This window comes from Phaeobacter sp. BS52 (assembly GCF_045040595.1).
GTDB classification, from domain to species: domain Bacteria; phylum Pseudomonadota; class Alphaproteobacteria; order Rhodobacterales; family Rhodobacteraceae; genus Phaeobacter; species Phaeobacter piscinae.
Genome location: NZ_CP090662.1, coordinates 210,519 through 237,338, shown reverse-complemented (window position 1 = coordinate 237,338; position 26,820 = coordinate 210,519). Strand labels below are relative to the sequence as shown.

Sequence of the window (26,820 nt, the reverse complement as noted above, 5' to 3'; positions counted from 1 at the left end):
TCCTGTCAAACAGATCAACAGGCCCGCACCGCGGCTCTCCTTATGGCAAGCAGATATTCCATGACCCGTTTCACCACCGCCGCTCTTTTGACCTCTGCCCTGGCGCTTGGCGCTGCCGGGGGTATCCGTCCGGCTCTGGCGCAGGATGATGCCAAGGTCCTGACCACACAGGACGAAATCGGCGGCATCTATGAGGGCACCTTTCGCGGTGGGTTGCAGCATGGCACCGGCACCTACACCCTGCCCAACGGCTATGAATATACCGGCGATTGGGTCGATGGTGAGGTGCGCGGACGCGGCGTCGCGCGTTTTCCCAACGGCTCCGTCTACGAGGGTGAATTCGCCAAGGGCAAACCGGAGGGCGTGGGCAAAATCACCTTTGCCGATGGCGGCACCTACGAGGGGGAGTGGTCCGACGGGGTGATCAACGGTCAGGGCGTCGCGGTCTATGCCAACGGCGCCCGCTACGAAGGCGGCTTCCGCGATGCCAAACACCACGGCAAGGGCCTGATGCGCAACCCCGGCGGCTATCAATATGAGGGCGACTGGGTCGATGGCCTGAAGGATGGCACCGGCAAGATCACCTACCCCGACGGCGCCACCTACGAGGGCGACATCCGCAACGGCCAACTGGCGGGCACCGGCAAGCTGATCATGCCCGACGGTCTGATCTATGAGGGCGACTGGGCTGCGAACCAGATGGATGGCACCGGGGTGCTGACCCAGCCCAATGGCGACATCTACGAAGGTCCGCTGGTGGCCGGGCGCCGTCAGGGTGAGGGCAAGCAGATCCACGCCAATGGCGATGTCTATATCGGCAATTTCGAGGATGATCTGCGCCACGGCGAGGGCACCTTCACCAAGACCGACGGCTATGTCTACACCGGCGAATGGTTGGCGGGTCAGATTGAGGGCAAGGGCCGTGTCACCTATCCCGACGGCTCGGTCTATGAAGGGCAGTTCCGCGATGATCTCGCGGATGGGGTCGGCAAAATCACCTATCCCGATGGCTCTACCTACGAAGGCGACTGGGTGGTCGAGCGTGATTGAGGGCACCGGCACCACCACCTACCCCAACGGGCTGGTCTATACCGGCGCGTTCAAGAACGCGAAAAACCACGGTCAGGGCGTGATGACCTATCCCGACGGCTACCGCTACGAAGGCGGCTGGAAAGACGGCCAGCGCCACGGCGATGCGGTCGTCACCTACCCTGACGGCTCGGTCTACACCGGCAGTTTCGCCAACAGCCAGCGTCATGGCACCGGCAAGATCGTGATGACCGACGGCTTCAGCTATGAAGGCGACTGGACCGAGGGCAAGATCAGCGGCAAGGGCGTAGCCACCTACGCCAATGGCGACGTCTACGAGGGCAGCTTCCTCAACTCCAAACGGCAAGGGCCCGGCGTGATGCGTTACGCCAGCGGTCAGGAGGCCGAAGGCACCTGGGAAAACGGTGCCCTGAAAACCACCGGCGGCGCCACACAGACCAGTGAGGACGCTGCCAGCGACGATCAGGCCGCCGAAGATCAGGCCAGCGACACCGCAAGCCCCGAAACCGGTGACGGTGCCAGCAACTGAACCGAGGCGTCGTTTCCGATTTAGCCCCCTCTGACAGGGGCGCATGGGCGACAGTCGCAAGCTTTGGCCCTGTGCAGATAAATTCTGTCTTCCCATTCGTCATTGGCTCTGTATAACTCTGCGTCATGACCATGCGTGCAGATATCCTTCGCTCCGCCACCGCGTTTCGCGGTGCAGATCTGCGCGCCCTACTGATCCTAATCCGCCTCTGAGCGTGCCATCCGGCGCGCCCGCTCAGAGGGGAAGGCATGCGCGCCACAAGGATTGGATTTTAGGACAGACAAGAAAGATACCGACATGACGACTGCAGCTGACAAAGATCGCGTTTTGATCTTCGACACCACCCTGCGCGATGGCGAGCAGAGCCCCGGCGCAACCATGACCCATGACGAAAAGCTTGAGATTGCCGAGCTGCTTGACGATATGGGCGTGGACATCATCGAAGCGGGCTTCCCCATCGCCTCCGAAGGCGACTTCAAAGCCGTAAGCGAGATTGCAGAACGCTCCAAAAACTCCCGGATCTGCGGCCTGGCGCGCGCCAATTTCAAAGATATCGACCGCTGCGCCGAAGCGGTGAAACGCGCCGCCCAGCCGCGCATCCACACCTTTATCGGCACCTCCCCCCTGCACCGCGCCATTCCCAACCTCACCAAGGATGAGATGGCCGAGAAGATCCACGAGACGGTCACCCATGCCCGCAATCTGGTGGACAATGTGCAGTGGTCGCCGATGGATGCGACGCGCACCGAATGGGATTACCTCTGCCGGGTGATCGAGATTGCGATCAAGGCAGGCGCGACCACCATCAATATCCCCGATACCGTGGGCTATACCGCCCCGGTCGAAAGCGCCGATCTGATCAAGCGCCTGATCGAAACCGTGCCAGGCGCCGATGACGTGATCTTTGCCACCCATTGTCACAACGACCTTGGCATGGCGACGGCCAACTCGCTGGCGGCGGTAGCGGGCGGGGCGCGGCAGATCGAATGCACCATCAATGGTCTGGGCGAACGCGCTGGCAATACCGCGCTGGAAGAGGTCGTGATGGCGCTGAAGGTGCGCAACGACATCATGCCCTTCACCACTGGCATCGACACCCAGAAGATCATGCATATCTCCCGCCGGGTCTCCACGGTGTCGGGCTTCGTCGTGCAGCCGAACAAGGCGATTGTCGGCAAGAACGCCTTTGCTCATGAAAGCGGTATCCATCAGGATGGCATGCTGAAGAACAAGGAAACCTTTGAGATCATGCGGCCTGAGGATGTGGGTATTGCCGGCACCTCGCTGCCCTTGGGCAAACACTCCGGCCGTGCAGCCTTGCGCGACAAGCTGAGCCAGCTCGGCTTTGAGGTGGGCGACAACCAGCTGAAGGATCTTTTTGTCCGTTTCAAGGAACTCGCCGACCGCAAGAAAGAGGTGTTCGACGACGACATCATCGCCCTGATGCGCACAAGCGGCGATGAGGATGATCACCTCAAACTGGTCTCCATGAAGGTGGTCTGCGGCACCGGCGGCCCGGCTGAGGCAACCCTTGAGATGGAAGTCGAGGGCAAGGATGTGTCTGAGACCGCAGAAGGCGACGGCCCGGTTGATGCGGCCTTCAGGGCGATCCGCAAAATCCATCCGAACTCGGCGCATCTGCAGCTCTATCAGGTCCATGCGGTGACCGAAGGCACCGATGCGCAGGCCACGGTCTCTGTCCGGCTGGAAGAAAACGGCGTGATTGCCACCGGCGAAAGCGCCAACACCGACACGGTAGTCGCCTCTGCCGCAGCCTATATCGGCGCACTGAACCGTCTGATTATCCGCCGCGACAAAATGGGCGCAGGCGCCGATACGCGTGAGATTTCCTACAAGGATATCACCTAAGTCGCGCGCGAAACCAGAATAACAAAAGGCCACCCAAAGCGGGTGGCCTTTTTAACGACAGCTATCCCGGTGGGGATCTAACCCAGCTTTGCGAACAGCCTTGTCAGCCTCTGTGCCTCATCCGCGGTGCCGTAGGGGGCATTCACGATGAACATGCCGGAGCCGACCATACGGTGGCCCTCGCGGGCGGGCGGAAACTGCACCTCGTGGCGCAGCGCACCCGGCAGGTTCTGGCCTTCTAGTGCGGTCAGCATCGGCTTATGGGTCCCATCGGTCAGGATTGGGTACCACAGCGCAATCACCCCCACGTTCCACTTGCGGTGCAGCTTGGCGATATGGCCGGGGATCTGCGCATAGTTGCGCTTCACCTCATAGCTCGGGTCAATCAGCATCAGCCCACGGCGCGGGATTGGCGGCGCCAGTGATTGCGCCAGCTCGAACCCATCCTGCTGATGCACATGAACGCGCCGTCCCAGCCCATGCGGCCAAAGCGCCTCCCGCAGAGCCGCGTTCTCCTGAGGGTGCAGCTCTGCGAAATGCAGACTGTCCTCTGCCCGCAGGAGATGCGCTGCGATCAGGGGGGAGCCGGGATAGGCGTTCTCGCCAGCGGCGCGGCGGGTTCGGGTGATGGCCTCTGCCAGCGGGTGGTCCACATCCAGCATCGCCCCGTCCAGCAGGCGGTTGATCCCCGCCGCGGCCTCTCCGGTCTTCACCGCCTCTGCGGCGTCCAGCTGATAGAGGCCACGCCCTGCGTGGGTCTCCATATAGCTGAGCGGTTTGTCCTTCTGGGTCAGATACGCCAGCATCCGCGCCAGCAGCGCATGTTTCTGAACATCGGCCAGATTTCCGGCGTGGTAGATATGTTGATATGACAGCATCCCAGCCCTCTAGCGCCAAACCGCCCCGGACAAAAGCCCTTTGCCGCAGCCGAGTGCGTTGGATCCGACGGCTCAGACCGCTGGCATCTGCTGCGTTGCGCAGTGAATGCCGCCGCCCAATTCGCCCAGCGGGTCCACGTCCAGCGTAACAATCTCCCGTCCCGGATAATGCCGCGCCAGCGCCTCCCGCGCGATCTCATCGGTTTTGCGATCCCCAAATTCCGCCGCAATCACCGCGCCGTTACAGACGTAGAAATTGGCGTAGGAGGCGACAAAGTCGTAGCTGTTGACCCGGCGGATATGTGGTTCGGGGATCACCTCTACCGCCAGTCCCGCCGCAATCAACCGGTCATGCGTGTCCAACGCGGCCATATGGAACGGATCGGTCCTGTCAGGGGTATCGGGCAGGTTCATAAGAACACGCTCCGGCCCGGTGAACCGTGCGAGGCTATCAATATGATAATCGGTGATGTCCTCGCCGCGTAAACCCTCCGCCCAGATCATGCGATCCGCGCCATACGCGTCCAGCAATCGCTGTTCTATCTGGGCGCGCGACAGGCCGGGGTTGCGGTTCTTGTTCACCCAGCTGCTTTCATGCGCCATCAGCAGCCCGTGCCCATCCTGTTCTACGCCGCCTGCCTCGCCCCGCAAACCAGTTGGCAACAGCGGCAGTTCCAAACGCTCAGCCACCCGTTCTGCGATCTGGCTGTCCCGCCGGTTGACCTGCTTTTCACCCCAGCCATTGAACTGGATATGGCTGATAGCCATGTTGCCTGCGCCATCAACGGCAAAAATAGGCCCGGAATCGCGGCACCACAGATCCTCGGTCGGGATATCCCACAGCTCCACATCCGCAGACAGCTTGGCGCGCGCGCGGGCATGATCCGCTGCCGCCGCAAGCACTGTGACAGGTTCAAACGCCGCAATCGCGTTGGCGATATCTGCAATCGTCTGCTGCGCCATGTCGCGGAACACAGGATCGGGATGCACTTTGCGGCTGACCGGCCATTGCATGAAGCTGCGCTGGTGTGGCGCCTCCTCCGGTGGAACAAAAAATCCCGATCCGGCAATTGCGTTTGGTCCCGTGATCAGATTTGCCATGCCGACAGCCCCACCAGCCAGTAAGAAATTCCGCCGCTTCATCGCCGTTCCCTCCGTCGATCACACGCCCGTTATGAAAAAGTTTATCAAGCCTGTCCAAACAAGAGAAGCAACGCACCCGCCCTGCCAGTGGGATCCGACGTCTGCCTTTCCCATGGGGCACCCTTGCACTGGTGGCGAAAAGGCGCCTTTTGGTCCGAATCCGCCCTTTCGCCACCTCTCAGCGCTGCTTATAAGACATAAAGCCCGCTCTCAGCAGAGTCGCGGGACAGGTGGCAGTTTTACAGGGTCTTAATATATGTCGATCTTCGGAAGTCTTGGCGGGTTGTTCACGTCTGATATGGCAATTGACCTCGGCACGGCGAACACGCTTGTCTATGTCAAAGGTCGCGGTGTCATCCTGTCAGAGCCGTCGGTTGTGGCCTATCACGTGAAAGATGGCGTCAAGAAAGTGCTGGCCGTTGGCGAAGACGCCAAGCTGATGCTGGGCCGGACCCCCGGCTCGATCGAGGCGATCCGCCCGATGCGCGAAGGGGTGATTGCGGATTTTGATACTGCCGAAGAGATGATCAAACACTTCATCCGCAAGGTCCATAAACGCTCCACCTTCTCCAAGCCCAAGATCATCGTCTGCGTGCCGCATGGGGCCACCCCGGTTGAAAAACGCGCGATCCGCCAGTCGGTTTTGTCCGCAGGGGCGCGCCGTGCTGGCCTGATTGCAGAGCCGATTGCCGCAGCCATTGGTGCTCGAGCATGCCGATCACCGATCCCACCGGCAACATGGTTGTGGATATCGGTGGCGGCACGACCGAGGTTGCGGTCCTGTCGCTTGGTGACATCGTCTATGCCCGCTCCGTTCGCGTTGGTGGTGACCGAATGGATGAGGCGATCATCTCCTATCTGCGTCGCCAGCAGAACCTTCTGATCGGGGAATCCACCGCTGAGCGCGTGAAAACCTCCATCGGCACCGCGCGCATGCCCGATGACGGCCGTGGCCAGTCGATGCAAATTCGTGGGCGCGACCTGCTGAACGGTGTACCAAAAGAGATCGAAGTCAGCCAGGCCCAGGTCGCCGAGGCGCTGGCCGAACCGGTGCAGCAGATCTGCGAAGCGGTGATGACCGCGCTGGAAACCACCCCGCCGGATCTGGCGGCAGATATCGTCGACCGGGGCGTCATGCTCACTGGCGGCGGCGCACTGCTGGGCGATCTGGATCTGGCCCTGCGGGAACAGACCGGTCTGGCCGTCTCCATCGCCGATGAGAGCCTGAACTGCGTGGCGCTTGGCACCGGTAAGGCACTGGAATACGAAAAACAGCTGGCACATGCCATTGATTACGACAGCTGAGCGGCCAGACCATCGCTAAGATGGTCGACGCCCGGCACCGGGAAGGAACACCTTGGCCAAAGATCGGTCCCAGCGCGATGACTACACCGCCCCGCTGCGCCGCCTGCTGACCGGGGTTGTCTGCCTGTGCCTGCTAGGTATTTTTCTGGTCTGGCGCATCGACAGCCCACGGGTTGAACGGTTCCGCGCGCAGGTGGTTGACGCCGTGGTCCCCAGCATGGATTGGGCCATGATCCCGGTTGAGGGCGCAATCAACCTGTTCCGCGATTTCCAGAGTTATCAGCGGCTTGCCGAACAGAACCGGGAATTGCGCAGCGAATTACGCCAGATGCGCGCCTGGAAAGAGGCCGCGTTGCAGCTGGAGCAGGAAAACGCCCGTCTGCTGGATCTCAACAATGTGCGGCTAGACCCGCGTCTTACCTATGTGACCGGCGTGGTGATGGCCGACAGCGGGTCTCCGTTTCGCCAGTCGGTGATCCTGAATGTGGGCGCCCGCGACGGGGTGCGCGATGGCTGGGCGGCGATGGATGGCATCGGCCTTGTCGGGCGGATCTCCGGCACCGGGCAGGACACCGCGCGGGTGATCTTGCTGACCGATGCGGCCAGTGCCGTACCAGCCCTGATCCAGCCTTCGGGGCAGAGCACGCTGGTGGTCGGCGACAACAGCCCCGCACCGGTGATCGACTTCCTTGAAAACCCGGATCTGGTGCGCCCCGGTGACCGGGTGGTGACCTCGGGCGATGGCAATGTATTTCCGGCGGGCCTGCTGATTGGGCAGGTCACGCAAGACCGGTTTGGCCGCCTGCGGGTGCGGCTCTCGGCGGATTATGAGCGGCTCGAATTTCTGCGGGTGCTGCGCCACCACGGCTCTGAGGTGATCAAGGACCCCGGTGGGCTGGTGGTGCCTGCACCGGGCATCAATATCCCTCAGCCCCGCCCCGAAGGTCTGGGCGATGAGGCCGCAGCGGAGGCCGGCAATGGCGAATAACGCCCCGGCGCGGATCTGGGTCATGCGGGCGGCCTTTCCGTCCCTAGCGCTGGTGATCATGTTCTTTCATCTGCTGCCGCTGGACACGCTGCCCTCCCGCTGGGCACCGCCGGATCTGCTGCTGGCGCTGGTCATGGCCTGGTCGATGCGCCGCCCTGACTATGTGCCGACCGTGCTGATTGCGCTGACCTTCCTGCTGGCGGATTTGTTGTTTCAACGGCCACCGGGGCTGATGGCGCTTCTGGTGGTGCTCGCCTGCAGCTTTCTGAAGTCACAGGTTCAGCCGCACCGCGAAACCGCCTTCATCGGGGAATGGGTCACCGTGGCCATGACCATCACCGCTGTGACCCTGCTCAACCGGCTGATCCTCGCGGTTCTGGGGGTGGTGCAGCCGTCGCTGGGGTTGATTCTGATCCAGATGGTGGCAACATTGCTGATCTATCCGCTGGTCGCTCTGGCCAGCCAAAGCCTGCTGGGGGTGCGCAAACTCTCCCCCGCAGAGGCAGAAGCCTTGGGAAGCCGCTGATGAAACGCAACGTCAAAGACGTCGAAGCCACACATCGCAAACTCAGCCGTCGCGCCCTGCTTTTGGGCGGATTGCAGCTGGCCTTTGCTGGTGGTCTTGCGATGCGAATGCGCCACCTTCAGGTCGATCAAGCCGATCAGTTCCGCCTGCTGGCCGAGGAAAACCGCATCAACCTGCGCCTGATCCCGCCCGCCCGCGGGCAGATCTATGACCGCAACGGCACTATTTTGGCGCAGAACTCCCAATCCTACCGGATCACTGTGGTGCCGGAGGACGCAGGTGACGTGGGTGACGTCATCGACAAGCTGTCGCGCCTGCTGACGCTGGACCCAGAAGACATCGAACGCGCGATGGCCGAGATGCGCCGCTCACCTCCGTTCCTGCCGATTACCCTGGCCGATCAGATTAGTTGGGACGATATCTCCAAAGTTGCCGTGAACGCCCCTGCCCTGCCCGGCATCACGCCTGAGGTTGGCCTGACTCGTGTCTATCCCCAGCAGGAGGATTTTGCCCATGTGGTCGGTTACGTCGGTCCGGTCTCCGATTATGATCTGAGCAAGATGGAGGACCCCGAGCCGGTACTGATGATCCCGCGCTTCCAGATCGGCAAGGTCGGGTTCGAGGCCAAGCGTGAGGACGTCTTGCGCGGCAAGGCCGGCGCCAAGCGGGTCGAGGTCAACGCCACCGGGCGGGTCATGCGCGAGCTGGACCGCCGTGAGGGTGAGGCTAGCGCGGATATGCAGCTGACCGTTGATGCGGATTTGCAGTATTACACTCAGGCCCGTCTGGGTAAGGAAAGCGCCAGCGCCGTGGTGATCGATTGCGAGAGCGGCGATGTGCGCGCCATTGCCTCCTCCCCCAGCTTTGATCCCAACCTCTTTGTGCGCGGTATTTCGGTCGCCGACTACCGGATGCTGACCGAAGACCCCTATCGCCCGCTGGCCAATAAATCGGTGCAGGGCACCTATCCGCCGGGATCCACCTTCAAGATGATCACCGCCCTCGCCGCGCTGGAGGAAGGCTTGATCGGCACCGAAGACACCGTCTGGTGCCCCGGCCATCTGGAGGTCTCAGGCCGCCGCTTCCACTGCTGGAAACGCGCAGGCCACGGCCATGTGGATCTCAACACATCGCTCAAAAGCTCTTGCGACGTCTATTATTACGACCTCGCCATCAAGGTGGGCATCGACAAGATTTCCGCCATGGCGAAACGCTTCGGCCTTGGCGTGCGGCACGATCTGCCGATGTCCGCCGTGGCCAAGGGGATCGCCCCAAACAAGGAATGGAAGTCGAAGACCTACGGTCAGGACTGGCTGGTCGGCGACACCGTGAACTCCTCTATCGGGCAGGGCTATCTCTTGGCCTCGCCAATGCAGCTGGCGGTGATGACAGCGCGTCTGGCCACTGGCCGGTCGGTTACGCCGCGCCTTCTGAAGTCCATTGATGGGGTGGAACAGCCCAGCGGCGCGGGGGAACCAATCGGCGTCAATGAAAACAACCTGCGCACCATCCGCCGGGGCATGTATTCGGTCAGCAATGAGCGGCGCGGCACCGGCTACCGCTCCCGGATCATCGCCGATGGTATGCGTATGGCTAAGCAAAAGCGGCACCAGCCAGGTCCGCAATATCACCGCCGCAGAACGCGCCGCCGGGGTGATCCGCAACGAGGATTTGCCGTGGGAACGCCGCGACCATGCGCTGTTTGTGGCCTATGCGCCAAGCAGATGATCCGAAATTTGCCGTGGCGGTGGTGGTCGAACATGGCGGCGGCGGCTCCAAAGCAGCGGCCCCCATCGCGCGCGATGTGCTCTTGCAGGCGCTCTATGACGGCAGCCCGCCGCTGGAGGCCTACCCCAAGAAGGACCGCACCAACATCGAAGCCCTGCAGCAACGTCTGGAACGTGAGCGCATTCAGCGCAATCGCGACAGCGGCAGCGGGCAGGCGTAGAGGGTCAGCATGAGTTATCTCGCCAATAACGCACAATCGGTTCCCACCGGCCTGCGCAAGATCCTCTATCTGAACTGGCCCTTGGTCCTGCTACTGGCCAGCGTCGCCAGCGTCGGCTTCCTCATGCTTTACTCGGTGGCGGGGGGCAGTATCTCCCCCTGGGTGGAGCCGCAGGTCAAACGCTTCGTTCTGGGCCTGTCCGTGATGCTGGTCGTCGCCATGATACCGATCTGGTTCTGGCGCAATATCTCTGTTCTGGCCTATCTGGTCTCCGTCCTGCTGCTGGTGGCGGTGGAGTTTTTTGGCACCGTCGGCATGGGCGCGCAGCGCTGGATCGATATCGGCTTTATGCGGCTGCAACCCTCCGAGCTGATGAAGATCACACTCGTGATGCTGCTGGCGGCCTATTACGACTGGCTGCCCCCGGAACGCTGCTCGCGTCCGCAATGGGTGATCCTGCCAGTTATCCTGATCCTGCTGCCCACGTTTCTGGTGCTGCGCCAGCCGGACCTTGGCACCTCCATCCTGCTGATGGCGGCCGGTGGCGGTGTGATGTTCCTCGCAGGCGTCCACTGGGCTTATTTCGCCGCTGTCATTGGGGCCGGGGTCGGGCTTGTGGCGACCGTGTTCAAAAGCCGGGGCACCGACTGGCAACTGCTGAAGGATTACCAGTTCCGCCGCATCGACACCTTTCTGGATCCCTCACAGGACCCGCTTGGAGCGGGCTATCACATCACCCAGTCAAAGATCGCACTCGGCTCCGGCGGCTGGTCCGGGCGTGGCTTCATGCAGGGCACACAATCGCGGCTGAACTTCCTGCCGGAAAAACACACCGATTTCATCTTCACCACCCTGGCCGAGGAATTCGGCTTCATCGGCGGGTTTGCCCTGCTGTTCATCTATATGCTGGTGATCACCTTCTGCATCGCCACCGCGCTCGCCACCAAGGACCGCTTTGCGTCGCTGGTCACATTGGGGATTGCGATCAGCTTCTTTCTGTTTTTTGCAGTGAACATGTCGATGGTGATGGGCCTCGCTCCGGTGGTGGGCGTGCCGCTGCCGATGGTGTCCTACGGTGGCTCGGTGATGCTGGTGCTGATGGGTGCCTTTGGCCTCGTGCAAAGCGCGAATATCCACCGCCCGCGCTAAGCGCCGGTTAAGGCCGCCAGAAGCATCTGTGTCAGCGCACTGTCGGCATCGCGTTGGTGCAGCAGAACCCCCAACCGCCGGGCCTCCCCGTCAAACGGGGTGAACCGCAGGCCAGCATGCCTGCGCAGCCCCTCCCACAGCGGTACAACGGCCTGTGCGGTGCCTTCTGCCACCATCTGCGCAATCAGTTCCAGCGCATCCAGTTCCGCCAGAATGTCCAGCGTCTCAACCCGCTGTGTCAGCGCCTGCCAACAGCGCGCCCCACCCCAGGCCTCGCGGCTGTAGATCAGGAACGGCAGCGCCCCATCAGATAGCCCCTCACCGTCGCCTTCTGCCTGCAACAGACCAATGGGCTGGCGGGCGACCTCTTTGAAAACATAAGCTTTGGGGAGCGCGAACGGTGGCTCAATCAGCAGTGCGGCATCCACCTGCCCCTGTTGCATCAAAGCATAAAGCCCTTCTGACGTGCCCGGCACCAGCTGCAAGGCAACCTCCGGCGCGGCCCCTCTCAGGTGCCGAAGGATCACTCCCGCGTAATCCCCCATGGCCGTCGACACCGCCCCCAGCCGTAGCGTGCCGCTGAGGCTGGCCCCGCGCAGCTGCCCTCGCAGCTCTGCCTCAGCCCGCAGAACCTCTCGCATCTTTGGCAACAGGCGACGACACTCCGCCGTGGGCTGCATGACGCGCCCGGCGCGGCACAAAAGCCCCACACCAACATCGGCCTCCAACGCCGCGATCCGTTGCGAAATCGCCGATGCGGTGATCCCCTCCCGGCGCGCCGCCGCCGCCAGGGATCCCTCCTCTATCGTGGTGACGAGGCTGGAGAGGAACCGTGTATCCATAGTTTCTCTTATGTTTGAATATAGAAAAACAAGCTACCCTTTTTCATCGCCCCCTTCTATCCCTAAGGCCACAGATTACAGGGAGCAGAGCGATGAGCATTTTTCACCTCGCCTATCACGTCGATGACCTTGATCAGGCGCGCGGCTTTTATGGCGGCCTGCTGGGCTGTCAGGAGGGGCGCAGCACAGAGACCTGGGTCGATTTCAACTTCTTCGGTCATCAGATCTCGCTCCATCTCGGGCCGGTTTTTGCCACCGCCAACACCGGCAAGGTCGGCGATCAAATGGTGCCGATGCCCCATCTGGGTGTGATCCTGCCGCAGGACGCCTGGCGCCTGCTGGCGGATCGGCTGGAACAGGCGGGGCTGGAGTTCACCATCGCTCCCACCACCCGGTTTGCGGGCGAGCCGGGTGAGCAAAGCACGATGTTCTTTCACGATCCCGCAGGCAACCCGATTGAAATCAAGGGATTTTCCGATATGGCCGGAGTGTTCGCCAGATGATCAACGTCCAGTTCGCCGCCCTGCCTGAACGCTGGGCCACCTATGAGGCGCCTTTGCGCGCCGCCTTTGCGGAGGCCGGGCTGGAGGTTGATCTGCGCCTTGATCACGCCCCGGCTGATGTGGATTACGTGGTCTATGCACCCAATTCGGACCTGCAGGATTTCAAACCCTATACCCGCTGCAAGGCGGTGCTCAGCCTCTGGGCCGGGGTGGAGAAGATCGTGGGCAATCAGACCCTGACGATGCCGCTCTGCCGGATGGTCGACCCCGGTCTGACCGCAGGCATGGTGGAATGGGTCACCGGTCATGTGCTGCGCTATCACCTCGATATCGACCGCACGACCCACACGCAGGACCGCTGGGCCCCGGTGGTCCCCCCGCTTGCAGAGGAACGCCCGGTGACGGTTCTGGGTCTTGGCGCGCTGGGGCAGGCCTGTGCGCAGATGCTGGCGACACTGGGCTTTCCGGTCACCGGCTGGTCGCGATCCGAGAAATCCATAGACGGCATCACCTGCCGCCATGGCGATGCAGGCCTGCGGGATGCGCTGACGATGGCAGAAATCGTCGTTTTGCTGCTGCCTGATACCCCGGCGACGGAAAACACCCTCAACCGCGACACCCTCGCCCTGCTGCCCAAGGGCGCTCGGATCATCAACCCCGGTCGCGGCCCCCTGATCGACGATGACGCCCTTCTGGCCGCGCTCGACACGGGTCAGATCGACCATGCAACGCTTGATGTCTTCCGCGTAGAGCCACTGCCGATGAATAATCCCTATTGGGCCCATCCCAATGTGACCGTGACGCCACATATCGCCGCAGAGACACGCCCCCTCACCGCCGCCCGCGTCATTGCTGAGAATATCCGCCGGGGTGAGGCTGATGACGCCTTCCTGCATAAGGTGGATCGCAGGCTTGGGTATTAGGGCCAGATACGCAGCGGATAGGACTTAACGATCTGCAAACCCAGCGCACGCCGCGCTCAGGATTGGTTCAGACCGCTGTGCCAGACTGGCCCCAATCGCGATTGCAGGATCCGGGTTTGGCACCCCGGCTCCGACCAGGAACCGGGCCCCACCCTCTGGGGTCGTGCAGAGAATTTGAGCACGCGGGCCATCAACCCGCCCTCCTCCGCCCCCCGTGGCGGCGCCGTCCACTTTATGCCGCAACCATCTGGTTGCAGACCCAGGCCCTGATCAACAACTGATAGATTGATCCAGCCCCAGAGCCACCCCGGACAACCACAGGCTGCACCGGTAAACCCGTGCGCCTTGCCGATCGGGCCGCCCAGTCCCAGTCCCCCAACGGCCCGGTAGACCCTGCTGCAGAGCGGTAGTTTTCAAAACTTGAAGACTGATGTGCCCAGCCTGTGCCTCTTCGCACGACAGCGCATCGCGCCCCGGACCGCCTGATAACAGAGCCCACACAGCAATTTGCGGAATTGTTGCTAGCCAGACGCCAGATAGCTGCGCTACGGTCCTTGAAAAAACTATAAAACAGGGACGGAACACATGAACAATCGCTTAAGGAAGATCACCATCGTCGGCGGCGGCACGGCGGGGTGGATGACGGCGCTGATCCTGGAGACAGAACTCTCCCGCACATCAGCGCCCAAGGACCGGCCAAAAATCTGCCTGATCGAAAGCCCGAATATCGCCACCGTCGGTGTGGGCGAGGCCACCGTGCCGCGAATGCCCAAAACCCTCCGTCAGGCTGGCATCTCAGAGCGCACCTTTTTCCGTGAGACCAACGCCTCGTTCAAGCTGGGGGTAAAGTTCTGCAACTGGAACACCGACGCCAAGGGTAATCGCATCGACTACGTGAACCCCTTTGCCCATGGTCAGCTGCTGGAGGGTCTGGAACCTGCCGAATACTTCCTGCGCTTTGGCAATGGGGATCGGGACTACACTCAGTCCATCTCCCCCCATGATGATCTGGGCCGTCTGTGCAAGGGCGCCCGCCCGCTTGGTCAGCCGGAGTTTGAGCAGCGCTTTGGCTATGCCTACCATCTGGACGCGGTGAAATTTGCCTAGGCATGCTCACCAAGGTCTGCACCAAACATGGCGTGGAACATATTCAGGATGAGGTGACATCGGTTGAGCTGGATGAGCAGGGCAATGTCAGCCATCTGATGCTGGAGCAGCGCGGTCGCCACGATGTTGAGATGGTCATCGACTGCACCGGTTTCCGCGGGCTGATTATCAATCAGGCGCTGGGTGAGCCGTTTATGGATTACTCCGACTATCTGCCCAATGACCGCGCGATGGCGCTGCAGATCGACCACCCGGACCCGGAAAAAATCGAAAGCCTCACCCGCTCCACCGCCCTTGGCGCCGGTTGGACCTGGCGGGTGCCGCTCTATAACCGGGTCGGCACCGGCTATGTGTTCTCCTCCGCCCATCGCACCGATGATCAGGCAGCGGATGAGTACCTTGAATGGCTGGGCGACAGCGGCAAAGGTGCGACCCCGCGCATCATTCCAATGCGGATCGGGCGGGTGCGCAATGCCTGGGTAAAGAACTGTGTGGCTATCGGTCTGGCTAAGCGGGTTCATTGAGCCGCTGGAAAGCACCGCGATCCATATGATTGATCACGCGGTGCGCTGGCTCACCGAACATATGCCCACGCGCGACATCGCCCCGTCCCTGCGCAGCCGATACAACCGCCAGATGGACAAGCTCTACGACGAGGTGCTGGAGTTTATCTGCCTGCATTACCGGTTGGGCAACCGCACCGACGACCAGTATTGGATCGACGCCCGCACCGAGATGAAGATCCCGGATCGTCTGGCCGAGAACCTGGAACTCTGGCAGCACCGCCTACCGATGCCCCATGATATTGAGTTCGCGACCCTGTTTGACTACCGCGTCTATCAGACCGTGCTTCTGGGCAAACAAGTCTATGATACGGGCTATGGCCCCGGCATCCGGGACCGGCTGCGCCCGCTGAAGAAACCGATCTGGTTCCAGTGGTGGAAAGGCGCGAAGGTGGATCTGGCGCAGATCCTCAAATCCATGCCCGATCACAAAACCCTGCTGCGCGATATTCGCGGCGAGCTGGATCAGCCCGGCTTTGGCATGGCCGCCGCGATGAAGCCAACGGTGCCGATGCCATGTGCTGAGGCAGTACCCTGCATGATCCAGAACATGCCCAGCTTCAGCGAAATCGAGAACGGCCAGAAAGACCTGCAGCTGTTCTAGGATCACGGGCAAACGCTCAAACAGTTCACCCATGAAAGAGGGCAGACGCATAGCGCCTGCCCTTTTCCATTCGAACGGTCGACGTGGATTATTTCGCCGCCAGTCCGCGTCCTTTCAGCAACGCATCAACGCCCGGCAGGCGCCCCCGGAACGCGGTGTACAGCTCAGCCGGATCGCGGGAGCCACCGGTGGAGAGGATATGCGCCTCCAGCGCCTCGGCGCGCTCCGCATCAAAGGCGCCGCCCGCCTCCTCAAAGGCAGCAAAGGCGTCGGCGTCCATCACCTCGGACCACATGTAGCTGTAGTAGCCGGAGGAATAGCCATCACCCGAGAAGACATGCGCAAAATGCGGCGTTGCGTGGCGCATGATAATGGCAGACGGCATGCCGATCTCTGCCAAAACCTCAGCCTGCTTGGCCATCGGATCCTTCGGTGCGGGCCCATCATGAAACGCCAGATCCACCAGCGCAGACGCCACATATTCCACCGTCTGGAACCCCATATCAAAGGTCGAAGCCGCCAGAACCCGGTCGCGCATCTCCACCGGCATCGGCTTGCCAGTCTCAGCATGGGTTGCGAATGTGCCCAGAACCTCTGGCACATCCAGCCAGTGCTCGTACAGTTGCGAGGGCAGCTCCACGAAATCGCGCGCCACCGAGGTGCCAGAGATGCTTTCATATCTTACATCCGACAGCATCTGATGCAGCGCATGGCCGAACTCATGAAACAGCGTGCGCGCATCATCATAAGACAGCAGCGCAGGCTCCCCCTTGGCAAAGTTGCAGACGTTGATCACGATCGGGGTCTGCGCCTCGGGGAACTTCGCCTGACTGCGCATCGCCGAACACCACGCGCCGGACCGTTTGGACGAGCGGGCAAAATAATCGCCAATGAACACAGCCACGTGTGCGCCATTGCGGGTCACCTCCCAGGCGCGGCAATCTTCGTGGTAAAGCGGCACATCCAACGGGGTGAACTCCAGCCCGAACAGGCGGGTTGCGCAGTCAAACGACGCCTCGATCATGCGGTCCAGCTGGAAATAGGGCTTCAGCTCCGCCTCATCCAGATCATGCTCCGCCTTGCGCCGTTTCTCCGCGTAGTAGCGCCAGTCCCAGGGCTCCAGCGCGCCATTGATGCCATCATCCTGCATCATCTTGGTCAGAACCCAGGCATCCGCCTCCGCCTGCGCCTTGGCTTAGCTCCCAGACCTGCATCAGCAAATCGCGCACCGCAGCCGGGGTCTTGGCCATCTCGGTTTCCAGCTTGTAGGCCGCGAAGTTTTCATAGCCCAGCAGTTTGGCGCGTTCTTCGCGGAGGGCCAGAATTTCGGCAGCAATCTCACGATTGTCGCTCTCACCACCATTGGCTCCGCGTGCAGCCCATGCCTCAAAGGCGCGTTTGCGCAGGTCGCGGCGGGGCGAGAACTGCAGAAACGGCGTGATGAGCGAGCGCGACAACGTCACCGCCGGGCCATCCAGCCCCTTGTCCTTGCCCGCGGCGCGGGCGGCATCGACGACAAACTGCGGCAGACCGGTCAGATCGTCTTCGCTCAGCGCCATGAACCAGTCGCGCTCATCCGCCAGCAGGTTCTGGGTGAACTCGGTCCCAAGCGTCGCCAGACGGGATTTGATCTCCTGCATGCGGGTGTCATCCGCGCCTTCTAGCGCCGCACCACCCCGTACAAATCCACGATGGGTCAACATCAGAACGCGCTGTTGCTCCTCGCTCAGATCCAGCGTGTCACGCTGATCCCACACGGCTTTGACGCGGGCATAAAGGGCCTTGTTGGCGGTGATCGCGGAAAAATGCGCCGCCAGTTTCGGCGAAAACGCCCGCTGCAGCGCCTCGCGCTCGGGATTACTGTCGGCCCCAGCCACGCTGTAGAACACCGACAGAACCTGCTCCAGCGCGCGGCAGGGGGTTTCCAGCGCCTCGATCACATTGGCAAATGTCGGCGCCTCATCTGAACTGGCAATGGCCTCAATCTGTGCCTTATGCGCAGCCAAGGCCTCCTCCAGCGCAGGGGCAAAATCGCCGTCCTTTATCTGGTCGAAGGGGGCAATTTCAAACGGCGTATCCCAGGTGGACAGCAGCGGATTGGTCATGGCAAATCTCCTTTGAGAGGAAGCTATGCCTGCCCCCGCCCGCCGTCCAGAGGCGCAGCCAAGAGAATTTCACCAATCATCGCCGAAGGACCACCGCTACCGGCGCTCCTCACGACGGCGCAGGTGTTTTTCAAACCGTCTGAGCAGCAGAGACAAGCCAATTGTCAGCGTCAGATAGATCAGCGCCACCACATTGTAGGTCTCGAAATAGCGAAAATTGCCCACCGCCGTCAGCTTGCCCAGCTGCGTGACATCCGCGACGCCCAGCACCGACACCAGCGAACTGTCTTTGACCAAGGCGACAAAATCATTGCCCAGCGGCGGCAGGATGGTGCGGATTGCCTGTGGAAACACGATGAAGCGGAAGCGATGCCAACGGCTGAGGCCCAGCGCCTTCGCCGCCTCGATCTGACCCTCATCCACCGATTGCAGACCGGCGCGAAACACCTCGGAGATGAAGGCGGAATAGGCAATCATCAGCGCAATAATGGCCCGCCACAGTAGTGGAAAATTGCGGGTGCGGATCGGGTCCAGCCCCAGATGTGCACCGATCCAGTTGCGCAGCTCCACCAGCGCCGGGGCCAGAACAAAGGCGACATAGAGCAGCAGCACAATGATCGGAATGCCACGCACCACCTCTATGTAGAAGCGCGCGCTCTGACGGATCACCAGCCAGCGTGACCCCGCCGCAAGCGCCAGCCCAAGGCCCAGGAGTGATGCGAGAAAAAAACTGATCAGCGTCACAAAGATGGTCAGCTGCACGCCGCGCATCAACGTGCTGAGAATGGTGAGATAGAGATCATCCGAGGCCACCCGCCAGATCAGCGTCCCGCCAATCAGAAGCACCGCCGCCAGCCACCAGGGAAAATCGTCTTTCTTGCCGTCCGCCCTGCGCGGCTTTGGTTCTTGTGCGCTCATATCTGCCCCTTGATGTAGAAATCCCCGGCGCCTGGGCCGGGGATTGGTCGTTGTCTGTGCAGGGTTATCCGCCGAGCTTATACTCAAGGAACCATTTGGTGTTCAGCGCATCCAGAGTGCCGTCTGCCTCCATTGCGGCGATGGCTGCATTGATCGGCGCCACCAGATCGCTGCCCTTAGGGAAGATGAAGCCGAAATCCTCGGTCCCCAGCGGCTCACCCACGATTTTCAGCGCACCATCAGACGCCTGCACATAGCCATTTGCGGCGGTGCTGTCAGACAATGCCAGATCCACATCGCCCGTGCGCAGCGCCTGAATGGCCGCGCCAAAGGTTTCAAACAGCTTGATACGCGGGTTCGCCTCATCGCCGTCAAGGATATCGTAAACTGTCACGTAAAACGGCGTGGTGCCGGGCTGCGCACCTGCCAGAAGATCCGCATCCGCGGCAAAGCTCTCGGCATCATCAAACCGGCTCTCATCCCCGGCTACGATCATGCGCATCTGCGAGGTGAGGTATTTGTCTGAAAAATCGACTTTTTCCTTACGATCATCGCGGATGGTGATGCCGGTCATGCCCATGTCATACTGGCCATCGCTGACCGCCGGGATCATCGCGTCCCAGCTCGTCGTCTCATAGACGACGGTGATGTTGATCCGCTCCGCGATCTCCGCCATCGCGTCATATTCCCAGCCGATTGCCTTGCCGCTGGAGGGTTCAACAAATTGCAGTGGCGGATAGGCGTTTTCCACCGACACGACCACTTCGCGCCCCTCAAGATCCGGCAAATCCGCCGCGATAGCTGCGCTTGCCAGCAAGGCCGCCCCTGCGGTTGCGGCCGCTGTTTTCAGCGCCGTCCCAGTCCATGTGAATGTCATCTTATCCTCCCCCTTGGTGATGTGATTGCGTCGTCAGAGTGTCTCAGGTGGCCTCCGCAACGGAGCGCGGCGCGCCCGTATCTTTGCTGCTGTCGTCTCCGGCTTCGGCTCCGCCCGCGCAAATCGGGCAATCGCTGCGTTGGCTGAGGGTGATCTTGCGGCTCTCGGAATAAAGCCCGTCATAAATCAGCATCTCGCCCTGCAGGGTTTGACCCGCGCCGGTGATGGCTTTGATCGCCTCAAGTGCCATCATCGCGCCAACCACGCCGGGCAATGGGCCCACGACCCCCGCCTCAGAACAGCTGGGGGCAAGGCCTGCTGCCGAAGCGCTTCAGGAAAGATGCACTGATAGCAGGGGCCGCCTGCGGTGGGGTGAAACAGCGAAATCTGCCCCTCCCACTGCGACAGTGCGCCTGAAATCAGCGGCTTGCCCAGTGCCACAGCGGTCCGATTGGCCAGATAGCGCGTCTCGAAATTATCGGTGCCATCCAGGATCAGATCATAATCGCCAAACAGATCGGCGGCGATCTCCGCATCCAAGCGACGGTGATAGGGGCGCACGGTGACATAGGGGTTCTGCGCCTCCATCGCGGCCTGCGCCGAAAACACTTTGGGCATCCCGATGTCCTGATCGCGGTGGATCACCTGTCGCTGCAGGTTGGCGTTTTCCACCAGATCATCGTCGATCACCCCGATGGTGCCGACCCCGGCGGCGGCAAGATATTGCAGCGCGGGCGCGCCAAGGCCCCCGGCTCCGATCACCAGAACGCGCGCCTTGCGGAGTTTCTTCTGCCCCGGCCCGCCCAGCTCGCGCAGGACAATATGTCGGGCGTAGCGGTCCAGCTCGCTCTCCGAAAATTTATCCGGGCGGGGTTGGGGGCCCTCCTGTGCGTCCTCCTCCGGCTGCGCGCGGCTGCGCAGGCGGCGCAGCACATGGCGATAGGCCAGCACCAGAACCACCATGCCGAGCCAGCACCAGCCAGGGCGCCACAGATCCACCGGTGCCCACGCGCAGCGGTGCCGTTTCAGGCAGGGTCAGATGCACCGCCAGAATAGCGAGATACAGCACTCCAAGCAGGCCCAGACGCAGGTTGCGCCCCAGCCCGAGAACCCGCCCGCCCCACCAGATCAGCGCGGCAAGAACAACAATCGACAGCATCAGTGCTGCCCCGTGGAGCCAAAGCCACCGCTGCCGCGCGCGCTGTCGCTCAGGCCGTCGACCAGTTGGAATCGCGCCTGCAGGACCGGCGCAACCACCATCTGCGCGATGCGGTCGCCATGGGCGATCTCAAATGGGGCGTCACCTGCGTTCATCACAATCACCCCCAGCGGGCCGCGATAATCGCTGTCGATGGTGCCGGGCGCGTTGGGCAGGGTGATGCCATGTTTCAGCGCAAGGCCGGAGCGGGGACGGATCTGCACCTCGTACCCTTGCGGGATTTCCAGTCGCAGCCCGGTCGGCACCAGCGCGCGGGCACCGGGGGCAAGGGTCAGGTGCGCACGATCCGGCAGGTTGGCGCGCAGATCGGCACCTGCCGCTTCGGCCGTCTGATAGGCGGGCAGCGGCACATCCCTGTCTGCGCCCTCGTCATATGTGATGCGGATCTCGACCATTCCTGTGCCCTGTCCTTATTCGATGTTTGCTATTCGGGCGGCTCAGCCTCTCTCTGTGAGCGCCGCTGCGATGCGATCCGCCAATTTACGTGCGACTGCGCTCTTGTCCATGCGCGGCCAGCTTTCTGCGCCTGCATCGGAGATCAGGATCACCGCGTTCTCGCTGCCGCCCATGATGCCCGTCGCCGGGGAGACGTCATTGGCCACAATCCAGTCACAGCCCTTGCGCAGGCGTTTGGCGGTGGCGTTGTCCACCACATCATTGGTTTCTGCGGCAAAGCCCACAACCAGCCCCGGTCGTCCTTCTTTCAGATGCGACACGGTTTTGAGGATGTCGGGGTTTTCGGCAAATTCCATCACCGGCAGCCCGTCCTTTGATTTTTTCAGCTTGCGGTCCGAGGCGCTGGTGACGCGCCAGTCGGCCACCGCTGCGGCAAAGACACCGGCATCCGCAGGCAGGGCGGCGGACACCGCGTCGGCCATCTCTTGCGCGGTTTCAACCGCCACCACCTCCACCCCCTCGGGCGGCGCGACGCTGGCCGGGCCCGTGATGAAGACCACCTCAGCGCCCAGATCGCGCAGAGCACGGGCCAGCGCAGTCCCCTGCGCCCCGGAGGAGCGGTTGGCGATATAGCGCACCGGGTCGATCGGCTCATGGGTGGGGCCGGAGGTCAGGACAACGCGGCGTCCCTTCAGCGGCCCGTCGGTGAGTTTGGCGGTAATGGCGGCAACAATCGCGTCCGGTTCAGCCAGACGACCGGGGCCAAATTCACCGCAGGCCATGCCGCCCTCATCGGGGCCGACGCAGGTGATGCCATCCGCCAGCAGCGCGGCCAGATTGCGCTGCGTTGCGGGGTGCTGCCACATGCGGACATTCATCGCAGGCGCCAGCAGCACCGGGGTATCCGTCGCCAGCAGCAGGGTGGAGGCCAGATCATTGGCGTGACCATTGGCCATTTTCGCCATCAGGTCCGCCGTCGCCGGGGCCACCACCAGAAGATCCGCACTGCGCGATAGCTGGATATGGCCCATCTCAGCCTCGGCGGTGAGATCAAAGAGATCGCGATGCACCGCCTGCCCGGCCAGCGCCGAGACTGACAAGGGGGTGACAAATTCCTCGCCCGCCTTAGTCAGAACCGGCACCACCTCGGCGCCCTGATCCTGCAGACGGCGGATCAGCTCCAGCGATTTATAGGCGGCAATTCCGCCACCGATGATCAGGAGAATACGTTTGTTCGCCAGCATTTGCCTATCCTTGCCGCAGATCCCGGCAAACTCTACTGCGCCCTGTCGCCAGTGTGAAACGGTTTTCCACGGGGTCCACGATCAAGTGGTCGTCCCTCGGTTGAACTGCTCCTCCTTACTGGAACGCAAGGCAGGGGTCGGGCCGCGAAACCGGCGGCGCATCCAGCAGCACGTCAAACACACCGTCGATCTGCCCACCTTCCGACTGGCCAAGGGCGACAATTTTGAGATCAGGCCGGGCCAATCGCAAGGCCGCAGGCGCGCCACGGTCCAGCCGGGCATGGCCATTGCCGGTGATGACAACCACCTGCGCGCGCGGTTGGTCGGCGATCCCATCTGTCAGCTGCTCCAACGCCGTCACAACACCACGCGCCAGTGCGGCATCCCGCAACCGTTGCAGGTCGACCAGTACCGGCAGCATCTCGGCGGGCATTGCGTTGCAATGATTTGCCAGCTGGTCGGCCTCCCGCGCGGCCTGTTCGGCCTCTGGCAGCGGTTCGGTCAAACCATATACGGCTGCCTCCGCGCCGAAAAAACGCGCCACCCCCTGCTCCATCGCGCGGCGGGTCTCAGCGCGCGGCACCAAGGCCCCGACCTGCGCGGCCCCGTGGCCCGCCGCAAAAACCGGCTGGTAGAGTGCAAATTCCGGCCAGCCGGACTGCGCCCAGTCCAGCGCCTCCGCCAATGCAGGACCATCCTGCAACAGATCCGGGGGCAGACCGGCAGCCTGCGCCGGGGTGATCATTTCCCAAACCACGGCGGCAGGCGCTAGCGCGGCGATAATCTCCGCCTGCGCTGTATGGTGGGCGGGATTGTCATGCACCTCTCCCAGAAACACCACATCCGCATCCGTGAGCCGTGGCACCACGTCTAAAACGGAGGTCGCTGCCGTCGCTGTCTGGGCGGTCTGGCTGACCGATTGATCTGCGCGGGCAGTACCGATGATTGCAGCGGCAGATACTAGGCCGCCGAGGGCCATGGGACGCAGCGCCGCCGCGCAGATGAAAAAGGCGCGTCCGATGTGGGTCGCGCCTTTGTTGATAGAATTACTATGGTTTGTCATAGGAGGAAGTTTTGAACTTCCCGTGAGCAGGTTTCAAGCGATTTGCGCATCTTTTGGAAGGCGCCTGCCTCCAGCTGGCGAACACGCTCCTTGGACAGGCCCAGCTCGGTTCCGAGGCTCTCCAATGTGCGCGGCTTGTCCCGCAGTTTGCGCTCCGTAATGATGAAGCGTTCGCGGTCGTTCAGCGCCTGCATCGCCTCCACCAGCCAGGTCCGCAGCTGCTGGGTGTCATGACTCTCCTCGACCAGCTCGGCGGCCTGAGCGCTGTCATCTTCCAGCGCCTCGATCCACTCGCGCCCCTCTTCCTCGGCTGACTGGACAGCGTTTAGAGAGAAATCCGCGCCCGCCAGCCGCCCGTCCATCATCTGAACGTCCCGCAGCGGCACGCCGATTTCGGTGGCAATCTGCTGGTGCAGCTGATGCTGATCCAGACGTGAGCCCTCGGACTGGGCCTGACGCTCCAGCTGGGCCTGCACCCGGCGCATATTGAAGAACAGTGATTTCTGCGAAGAGGTCGAGCCGGTCCGCACCATCGACCAGTTGCGCATCACATAGTCCTGAATGGAGGCCTTGATCCACCAGACCGCATAGGTGGAGAACCGCACACCCCGATCCGGGTCAAACTTATCCGCCGCCTTCATCAGGCCCAGACCCGCCTCCTGAATGAGGTCGTTCATCGGTGCGCCGTAGCGGCGGAATTTGGACGCCATCGAAATGGCCAGTCGCATATAGGCGTTGATCAAGCGGTGCAGCGCCTGCACATCGCGTTCATCCCGCCAAGCATAGGCCAGTTGCAGCTCTGTTTCCGCGTCCAGCAATTCCGCCTTCATTGCCCGCTTGGGCAACGGGTTTTCGATCATGGTATCAAGTGCCATTTTTCTTCCCCGTAGATGAATTTTGATCTAATTACGCGCGCTGCGCGGATTTGGATCACTTCACAATTGGCAAATTCCCGAAAATAAGGTCGGGACGGTTGTTTGCGGTCGGATGGGGCGTGGAGAAAAACGCATAACGCGCTGCCACATCGGGCCGGTCTGGGGTGCAATCAACGTCTGAAATATGGCGCCACCCTCGGCAGGTTGATGCGCTCTTGTGGTCAACACATCTTGTGCTGCATCGCACCCGTGGCTACCCAGTCACGCAACACTCGATGCAATCAGGGTAATAAAAGTGCCGTCTAAAGTCACATTCATTCTGGGCGGCGCAGCGTCGGGCAAGTCTGCCTTTGCCGAAAACCTTTGCCTAAACTCTGGTAAAGACAGGGTTTACCTCGCCACTTCACAAGTGTTTGACGATGAGATGCGGGCGAAAATTGATCGCCACCTCCATCAGCGGGGCACCGGCTGGACCACCCGTGAGGCGCCAATGGACCTTGCGCCGGTGCTCGACTCGCTAACGGCAGATCAGATCTGCCTCGTGGATTGCGCCACCATGTGGCTCAGCAATCAGATGCTGGCAGAGGCGGATCTGGAGGCCGCTCAGCGCGACCTGCTGGAGGCGCTGGGGCGTTGCGCGGCTGAGGTGATGGTCGTCTCCAACGAGGTGGGCCACGGCATTGTGCCGGACAATGCGCTGGCGCGCGCCTTCCGCGAGGCGCAGGGGCGGCTCAATATCGCATTGGCCAGGATGGCCGACCGGGCCGTTCTGGTCACCGCCGGACTGCCGCAAGTGCTGAAAGGAACGCTATGAGCAACGATGCGATCACACGGCTGTTTCTGGTCCGCCACGGTCCCACCCATGCCAAATCCATGGTCGGCTGGTCCGATCTGCCTGCGGACCTGTCGGACACGGGCGCGCTGGACCGGCTGCATGGATATCTCCCCGCTGAGGCGCTGGTGGTCTCCTCCGATCTGAGCCGGGCGCGCGATACGGCCACCGCCATCGGCCGCGACCGGCAGCGGCTGGAGGATCATCCGGATCTGCGCGAGATTCATTTCGGCGCCTGGGAGCTGCGCAGCTGGCGGGAGATTGACGCCGAAGACCCCGAACGCATCCGCGCCTATTGGGAAACCCCCGGCGACGTGACCCCGCCCGGCGGCGAGAGCTGGAACCAGGTCTGCGCGCGGGTAAATGGCGCCATCAACGGGCTGATCGACACCCATCGCGGGCGCGATCTGATTGTGGTGGGCCACTTCGGCCAGATCCTGACACAAATCCAGCGGGCCGAGCGGCTGACTGCCGAGGAGGCCTTCTCTCACCGGATCGACAATCTGTCGGTCACGGAACTCACCCATCAGGGAACCGATTGGGAGCAGGGCTGGGGCTGCGGTAAAATCAATCACACTCCGTGATGGATGTGCGCACAAATATTACCTTTGGGAATGACTTGTGACGCGCTAGCCTCGCGCCATGACATATCAACTTTATATCGGTGATCGCAAGTACTCCAGCTGGTCGTTGCGCGGCTGGCTGATGCTGGAAAAATTCAACCTGCCCCATGAGGTCTCCTTGATTGAGATGTTCTCGGGCGCCATGAAGGCGCAGATGGCGGCGCTGGCGCCTGCGCGGCTGCTGCCCACGCTGCAACTCCCCGATGGGACCGTGATTGGCGAAACCGTCGCCATCGCCGAAACGCTGGCGGAGCGCCACCCCGAGGCTGGCATGTGGCCCGAGGATCCGCGCCAGCGCGCAACGGCCCGCTGGTTGGTGGCGGAGATGGCCTCTGGCTTTGGCGCGCTGCGCAGCGCCTGTCCGATGCAATTGGCCCATGTCTATCAGGGATTTGAACCCTCTGACGCGGTTCTGGCGGATCTGCAGCGCATTGAGGCGCTGTTCGACCATGCGCGGACGGTCTCTGGCTGCGCGGAGGGCTGGCTCTTTGGCAGCTATTCCATCGCGGATGCCTTTTATGCGCCGGTGGCGGCACGCATTGCTGGCTTTGATCTGCCCGTTTCGGAGGCGATGCGCGCCTATTGCCGGGTCACGCTTTCTGACCCTGTGTTGCGCCGTTGGCGGGACCGGATGGATGAGGTGAGCTATGCCAGTGACCCCTATCCGATTGATCTGCCGCGCAAACCCTGGCAGCTGAGCTGAGCCTCCGGTCGGCCCTCAAGGTAAATAATACGTAAAAC

Annotated in this window: 21 protein-coding genes and 5 pseudogenes; 15 read left to right on the top strand and 11 right to left on the bottom strand. The window is 62.1% G+C overall.

Annotation, left to right across the window (positions count from 1 at the left end; translation table 11 throughout):
- Positions 1 to 60 precede the first annotated feature (60 nt).
- Together L0Z65_RS01150 and L0Z65_RS01145 are read left to right on the top strand one after the other, a co-directional pair.
- A pseudogene (locus L0Z65_RS01150) lies at positions 61 to 1,579 on the top strand (MORN repeat-containing protein).
- Positions 1,580 to 1,876: 297 nt separating this feature from the next.
- Positions 1,877 to 3,448, top strand: coding sequence for a 2-isopropylmalate synthase (locus L0Z65_RS01145; protein ID WP_040173428.1), 1,572 nt, complete (start codon positions 1,877 to 1,879; stop codon positions 3,446 to 3,448).
- A gap of 77 nt (positions 3,449 to 3,525) precedes the next feature.
- On the opposite strand, the gene L0Z65_RS01140 is transcribed toward L0Z65_RS01145, so the two are convergent.
- On the bottom strand, positions 3,526 to 4,326 hold the full coding sequence (locus tag L0Z65_RS01140; RefSeq protein ID WP_405110000.1) for a 23S rRNA (adenine(2030)-N(6))-methyltransferase RlmJ: 801 nt from the start codon (positions 4,324 to 4,326) through the stop codon (positions 3,526 to 3,528).
- Positions 4,327 to 4,398: 72 nt separating this feature from the next.
- Complete coding sequence (locus L0Z65_RS01135; protein WP_405109997.1) at positions 4,399 to 5,469, bottom strand: agmatine/peptidylarginine deiminase; 1,071 nt, start codon at positions 5,467 to 5,469, stop codon at positions 4,399 to 4,401.
- 256 nt (positions 5,470 to 5,725) lie between these two features.
- Here L0Z65_RS01135 and L0Z65_RS01130 point away from each other — a divergent pair.
- From L0Z65_RS01130 to rodA, 5 genes and pseudogenes are all read left to right on the top strand, one after another.
- Positions 5,726 to 6,774: pseudogene (locus L0Z65_RS01130) on the top strand (rod shape-determining protein).
- A gap of 52 nt (positions 6,775 to 6,826) precedes the next feature.
- Positions 6,827 to 7,762: a rod shape-determining protein MreC gene (gene mreC, locus L0Z65_RS01125; protein WP_405109994.1), complete on the top strand. Its 936-nt coding sequence runs from the start codon at positions 6,827 to 6,829 to the stop codon at positions 7,760 to 7,762.
- Positions 7,752 to 8,288 carry a rod shape-determining protein MreD gene (gene mreD / locus L0Z65_RS01120; RefSeq protein WP_096872176.1) on the top strand — a complete coding sequence of 179 codons (537 nt, stop codon included), beginning with the start codon at positions 7,752 to 7,754 and terminating at the stop codon, positions 8,286 to 8,288. Before mreC ends, mreD begins: the two co-directional genes overlap by 11 nt.
- Positions 8,288 to 10,236: pseudogene (gene mrdA, locus L0Z65_RS01115) on the top strand (penicillin-binding protein 2). The gene mreD and the pseudogene mrdA overlap by 1 nt, the downstream one beginning before the upstream one ends.
- Positions 10,237 to 10,245: 9 nt before the next feature.
- On the top strand, positions 10,246 to 11,385 hold the full coding sequence (gene rodA, locus L0Z65_RS01110; protein ID WP_405109991.1) for a rod shape-determining protein RodA: 1,140 nt from the start codon (positions 10,246 to 10,248) through the stop codon (positions 11,383 to 11,385).
- Here the strand turns inward: rodA and L0Z65_RS01105 are convergent.
- Positions 11,382 to 12,227 carry a LysR substrate-binding domain-containing protein gene (locus L0Z65_RS01105; RefSeq protein ID WP_405109988.1) on the bottom strand — a complete coding sequence of 282 codons (846 nt, stop codon included), beginning with the start codon at positions 12,225 to 12,227 and terminating at the stop codon, positions 11,382 to 11,384. The two genes, rodA and L0Z65_RS01105, sit on opposite strands and share 4 nt — an antisense overlap.
- Positions 12,228 to 12,319: 92 nt before the next feature.
- Between L0Z65_RS01105 and L0Z65_RS01100 the strand changes: the two genes are divergently transcribed.
- The 5 genes from L0Z65_RS01100 (at position 12,320) to L0Z65_RS01080 (ending at position 15,927) form a co-directional block, all read left to right on the top strand.
- A complete protein-coding gene (locus tag L0Z65_RS01100) occupies positions 12,320 to 12,730 on the top strand; it encodes a VOC family protein (RefSeq protein ID WP_405109985.1) in 411 nt (136 codons plus the stop codon).
- A complete protein-coding gene (locus L0Z65_RS01095) occupies positions 12,727 to 13,653 on the top strand; it encodes a glyoxylate/hydroxypyruvate reductase A (protein ID WP_102896472.1) in 927 nt (308 codons plus the stop codon). The genes L0Z65_RS01100 and L0Z65_RS01095 overlap by 4 nt, the downstream gene beginning before the upstream one ends.
- Positions 13,654 to 14,238: 585 nt before the next feature.
- Positions 14,239 to 14,760 (top strand): tryptophan 7-halogenase, encoded by a 522-nt coding sequence (locus tag L0Z65_RS01090; RefSeq protein WP_405109982.1) that lies wholly within the window; start codon positions 14,239 to 14,241, stop codon positions 14,758 to 14,760.
- Positions 14,761 to 14,762: 2 nt separating this feature from the next.
- A complete protein-coding gene (locus tag L0Z65_RS01085) occupies positions 14,763 to 15,284 on the top strand; it encodes a tryptophan 7-halogenase (RefSeq protein ID WP_405109979.1) in 522 nt (173 codons plus the stop codon).
- Positions 15,250 to 15,927, top strand: coding sequence for a tryptophan 7-halogenase (locus L0Z65_RS01080; protein ID WP_405109976.1), 678 nt, complete (start codon positions 15,250 to 15,252; stop codon positions 15,925 to 15,927). Before L0Z65_RS01085 ends, L0Z65_RS01080 begins: the two co-directional genes overlap by 35 nt.
- Positions 15,928 to 16,015: 88 nt before the next feature.
- On the opposite strand, the pseudogene L0Z65_RS01075 reads toward L0Z65_RS01080, so the two are convergent.
- The 8 genes and pseudogenes from L0Z65_RS01075 to L0Z65_RS01040 all read right to left on the bottom strand — a co-directional run bounded on the left by L0Z65_RS01075 (position 16,016) and on the right by L0Z65_RS01040 (position 24,624).
- Positions 16,016 to 18,032, bottom strand: a pseudogene (locus L0Z65_RS01075) (M3 family metallopeptidase).
- Between the two features lie 96 nt (positions 18,033 to 18,128).
- Positions 18,129 to 18,950: an amino acid ABC transporter permease gene (locus L0Z65_RS01070; protein WP_096872189.1), complete on the bottom strand. Its 822-nt coding sequence runs from the start codon at positions 18,948 to 18,950 to the stop codon at positions 18,129 to 18,131.
- A gap of 64 nt (positions 18,951 to 19,014) precedes the next feature.
- Positions 19,015 to 19,827, bottom strand: coding sequence for a transporter substrate-binding domain-containing protein (locus L0Z65_RS01065; RefSeq protein WP_096869266.1), 813 nt, complete (start codon positions 19,825 to 19,827; stop codon positions 19,015 to 19,017).
- Positions 19,828 to 19,870: 43 nt separating this feature from the next.
- Positions 19,871 to 20,986: pseudogene (locus L0Z65_RS01060) on the bottom strand (HesA/MoeB/ThiF family protein).
- Complete coding sequence (gene dut, locus L0Z65_RS01055) at positions 20,986 to 21,441, bottom strand: dUTP diphosphatase (protein ID WP_405109972.1); 456 nt, start codon at positions 21,439 to 21,441, stop codon at positions 20,986 to 20,988. Before dut ends, L0Z65_RS01060 begins: the two are co-directional and overlap by 1 nt.
- A gap of 42 nt (positions 21,442 to 21,483) precedes the next feature.
- Complete coding sequence (coaBC, locus tag L0Z65_RS01050; protein ID WP_405109969.1) at positions 21,484 to 22,686, bottom strand: bifunctional phosphopantothenoylcysteine decarboxylase/phosphopantothenate--cysteine ligase CoaBC; 1,203 nt, start codon at positions 22,684 to 22,686, stop codon at positions 21,484 to 21,486.
- A gap of 115 nt (positions 22,687 to 22,801) precedes the next feature.
- The gene (locus L0Z65_RS01045) at positions 22,802 to 23,749 is read right to left on the bottom strand and encodes a ChaN family lipoprotein (RefSeq protein WP_405109966.1); all 948 of its coding nucleotides are present in this window, start codon (positions 23,747 to 23,749) and stop codon (positions 22,802 to 22,804) included.
- The gene (locus L0Z65_RS01040; RefSeq protein WP_040173382.1) at positions 23,746 to 24,624 is read right to left on the bottom strand and encodes an RNA polymerase factor sigma-32; all 879 of its coding nucleotides are present in this window, start codon (positions 24,622 to 24,624) and stop codon (positions 23,746 to 23,748) included. The genes L0Z65_RS01045 and L0Z65_RS01040 overlap by 4 nt, the downstream gene beginning before the upstream one ends.
- 295 nt (positions 24,625 to 24,919) lie before the next feature.
- Between L0Z65_RS01040 and cobU the strand changes: the two genes are divergently transcribed.
- Genes cobU through L0Z65_RS01025 form a run of 3 tightly spaced genes read left to right on the top strand, consistent with a single transcriptional unit; the run spans position 24,920 to position 26,782 of the window.
- The gene (gene cobU / locus L0Z65_RS01035; RefSeq protein ID WP_405109963.1) at positions 24,920 to 25,438 is read left to right on the top strand and encodes a bifunctional adenosylcobinamide kinase/adenosylcobinamide-phosphate guanylyltransferase; all 519 of its coding nucleotides are present in this window, start codon (positions 24,920 to 24,922) and stop codon (positions 25,436 to 25,438) included.
- Positions 25,435 to 26,040, top strand: coding sequence for a histidine phosphatase family protein (locus tag L0Z65_RS01030; protein ID WP_405109960.1), 606 nt, complete (start codon positions 25,435 to 25,437; stop codon positions 26,038 to 26,040). Before cobU ends, L0Z65_RS01030 begins: the two co-directional genes overlap by 4 nt.
- A gap of 58 nt (positions 26,041 to 26,098) precedes the next feature.
- The gene (locus tag L0Z65_RS01025; RefSeq protein ID WP_405109957.1) at positions 26,099 to 26,782 is read left to right on the top strand and encodes a glutathione S-transferase; all 684 of its coding nucleotides are present in this window, start codon (positions 26,099 to 26,101) and stop codon (positions 26,780 to 26,782) included.
- Positions 26,783 to 26,820 lie beyond the last annotated feature (38 nt).

Excerpts from the sequence above, each read along its gene's own strand:
- L0Z65_RS01145 (WP_040173428.1), top strand. The coding sequence starts at position 1,877 with ATGACGACTGCAGCTGACAAAGATCGCGTTTTGATCTTCGACACCACC.
- L0Z65_RS01140 (WP_405110000.1), bottom strand. The coding sequence starts at position 4,326 with ATGCTGTCATATCAACATATCTACCACGCCGGAAATCTGGCCGATGTT.
- L0Z65_RS01135 (WP_405109997.1), bottom strand. The coding sequence starts at position 5,469 with ATGAAGCGGCGGAATTTCTTACTGGCTGGTGGGGCTGTCGGCATGGCA.
- mreD (WP_096872176.1), top strand. The coding sequence starts at position 7,752 with ATGGCGAATAACGCCCCGGCGCGGATCTGGGTCATGCGGGCGGCCTTT.
- rodA (WP_405109991.1), top strand. The coding sequence starts at position 10,246 with ATGAGTTATCTCGCCAATAACGCACAATCGGTTCCCACCGGCCTGCGC.
- L0Z65_RS01105 (WP_405109988.1), bottom strand. The coding sequence starts at position 12,227 with ATGGATACACGGTTCCTCTCCAGCCTCGTCACCACGATAGAGGAGGGA.
- L0Z65_RS01100 (WP_405109985.1), top strand. The coding sequence starts at position 12,320 with ATGAGCATTTTTCACCTCGCCTATCACGTCGATGACCTTGATCAGGCG.
- L0Z65_RS01095 (WP_102896472.1), top strand. The coding sequence starts at position 12,727 with ATGATCAACGTCCAGTTCGCCGCCCTGCCTGAACGCTGGGCCACCTAT.
- L0Z65_RS01090 (WP_405109982.1), top strand. The coding sequence starts at position 14,239 with ATGAACAATCGCTTAAGGAAGATCACCATCGTCGGCGGCGGCACGGCG.
- L0Z65_RS01085 (WP_405109979.1), top strand. The coding sequence starts at position 14,763 with ATGCTCACCAAGGTCTGCACCAAACATGGCGTGGAACATATTCAGGAT.
- L0Z65_RS01070 (WP_096872189.1), bottom strand. The coding sequence starts at position 18,950 with ATGAGCGCACAAGAACCAAAGCCGCGCAGGGCGGACGGCAAGAAAGAC.
- L0Z65_RS01065 (WP_096869266.1), bottom strand. The coding sequence starts at position 19,827 with ATGACATTCACATGGACTGGGACGGCGCTGAAAACAGCGGCCGCAACC.
- dut (WP_405109972.1), bottom strand. The coding sequence starts at position 21,441 with ATGGTCGAGATCCGCATCACATATGACGAGGGCGCAGACAGGGATGTG.
- coaBC (WP_405109969.1), bottom strand. The coding sequence starts at position 22,686 with ATGCTGGCGAACAAACGTATTCTCCTGATCATCGGTGGCGGAATTGCC.
- L0Z65_RS01045 (WP_405109966.1), bottom strand. The coding sequence starts at position 23,749 with ATGACAAACCATAGTAATTCTATCAACAAAGGCGCGACCCACATCGGA.
- L0Z65_RS01040 (WP_040173382.1), bottom strand. The coding sequence starts at position 24,624 with ATGGCACTTGATACCATGATCGAAAACCCGTTGCCCAAGCGGGCAATG.
- L0Z65_RS01030 (WP_405109960.1), top strand. The coding sequence starts at position 25,435 with ATGAGCAACGATGCGATCACACGGCTGTTTCTGGTCCGCCACGGTCCC.
- L0Z65_RS01025 (WP_405109957.1), top strand. The coding sequence starts at position 26,099 with ATGACATATCAACTTTATATCGGTGATCGCAAGTACTCCAGCTGGTCG.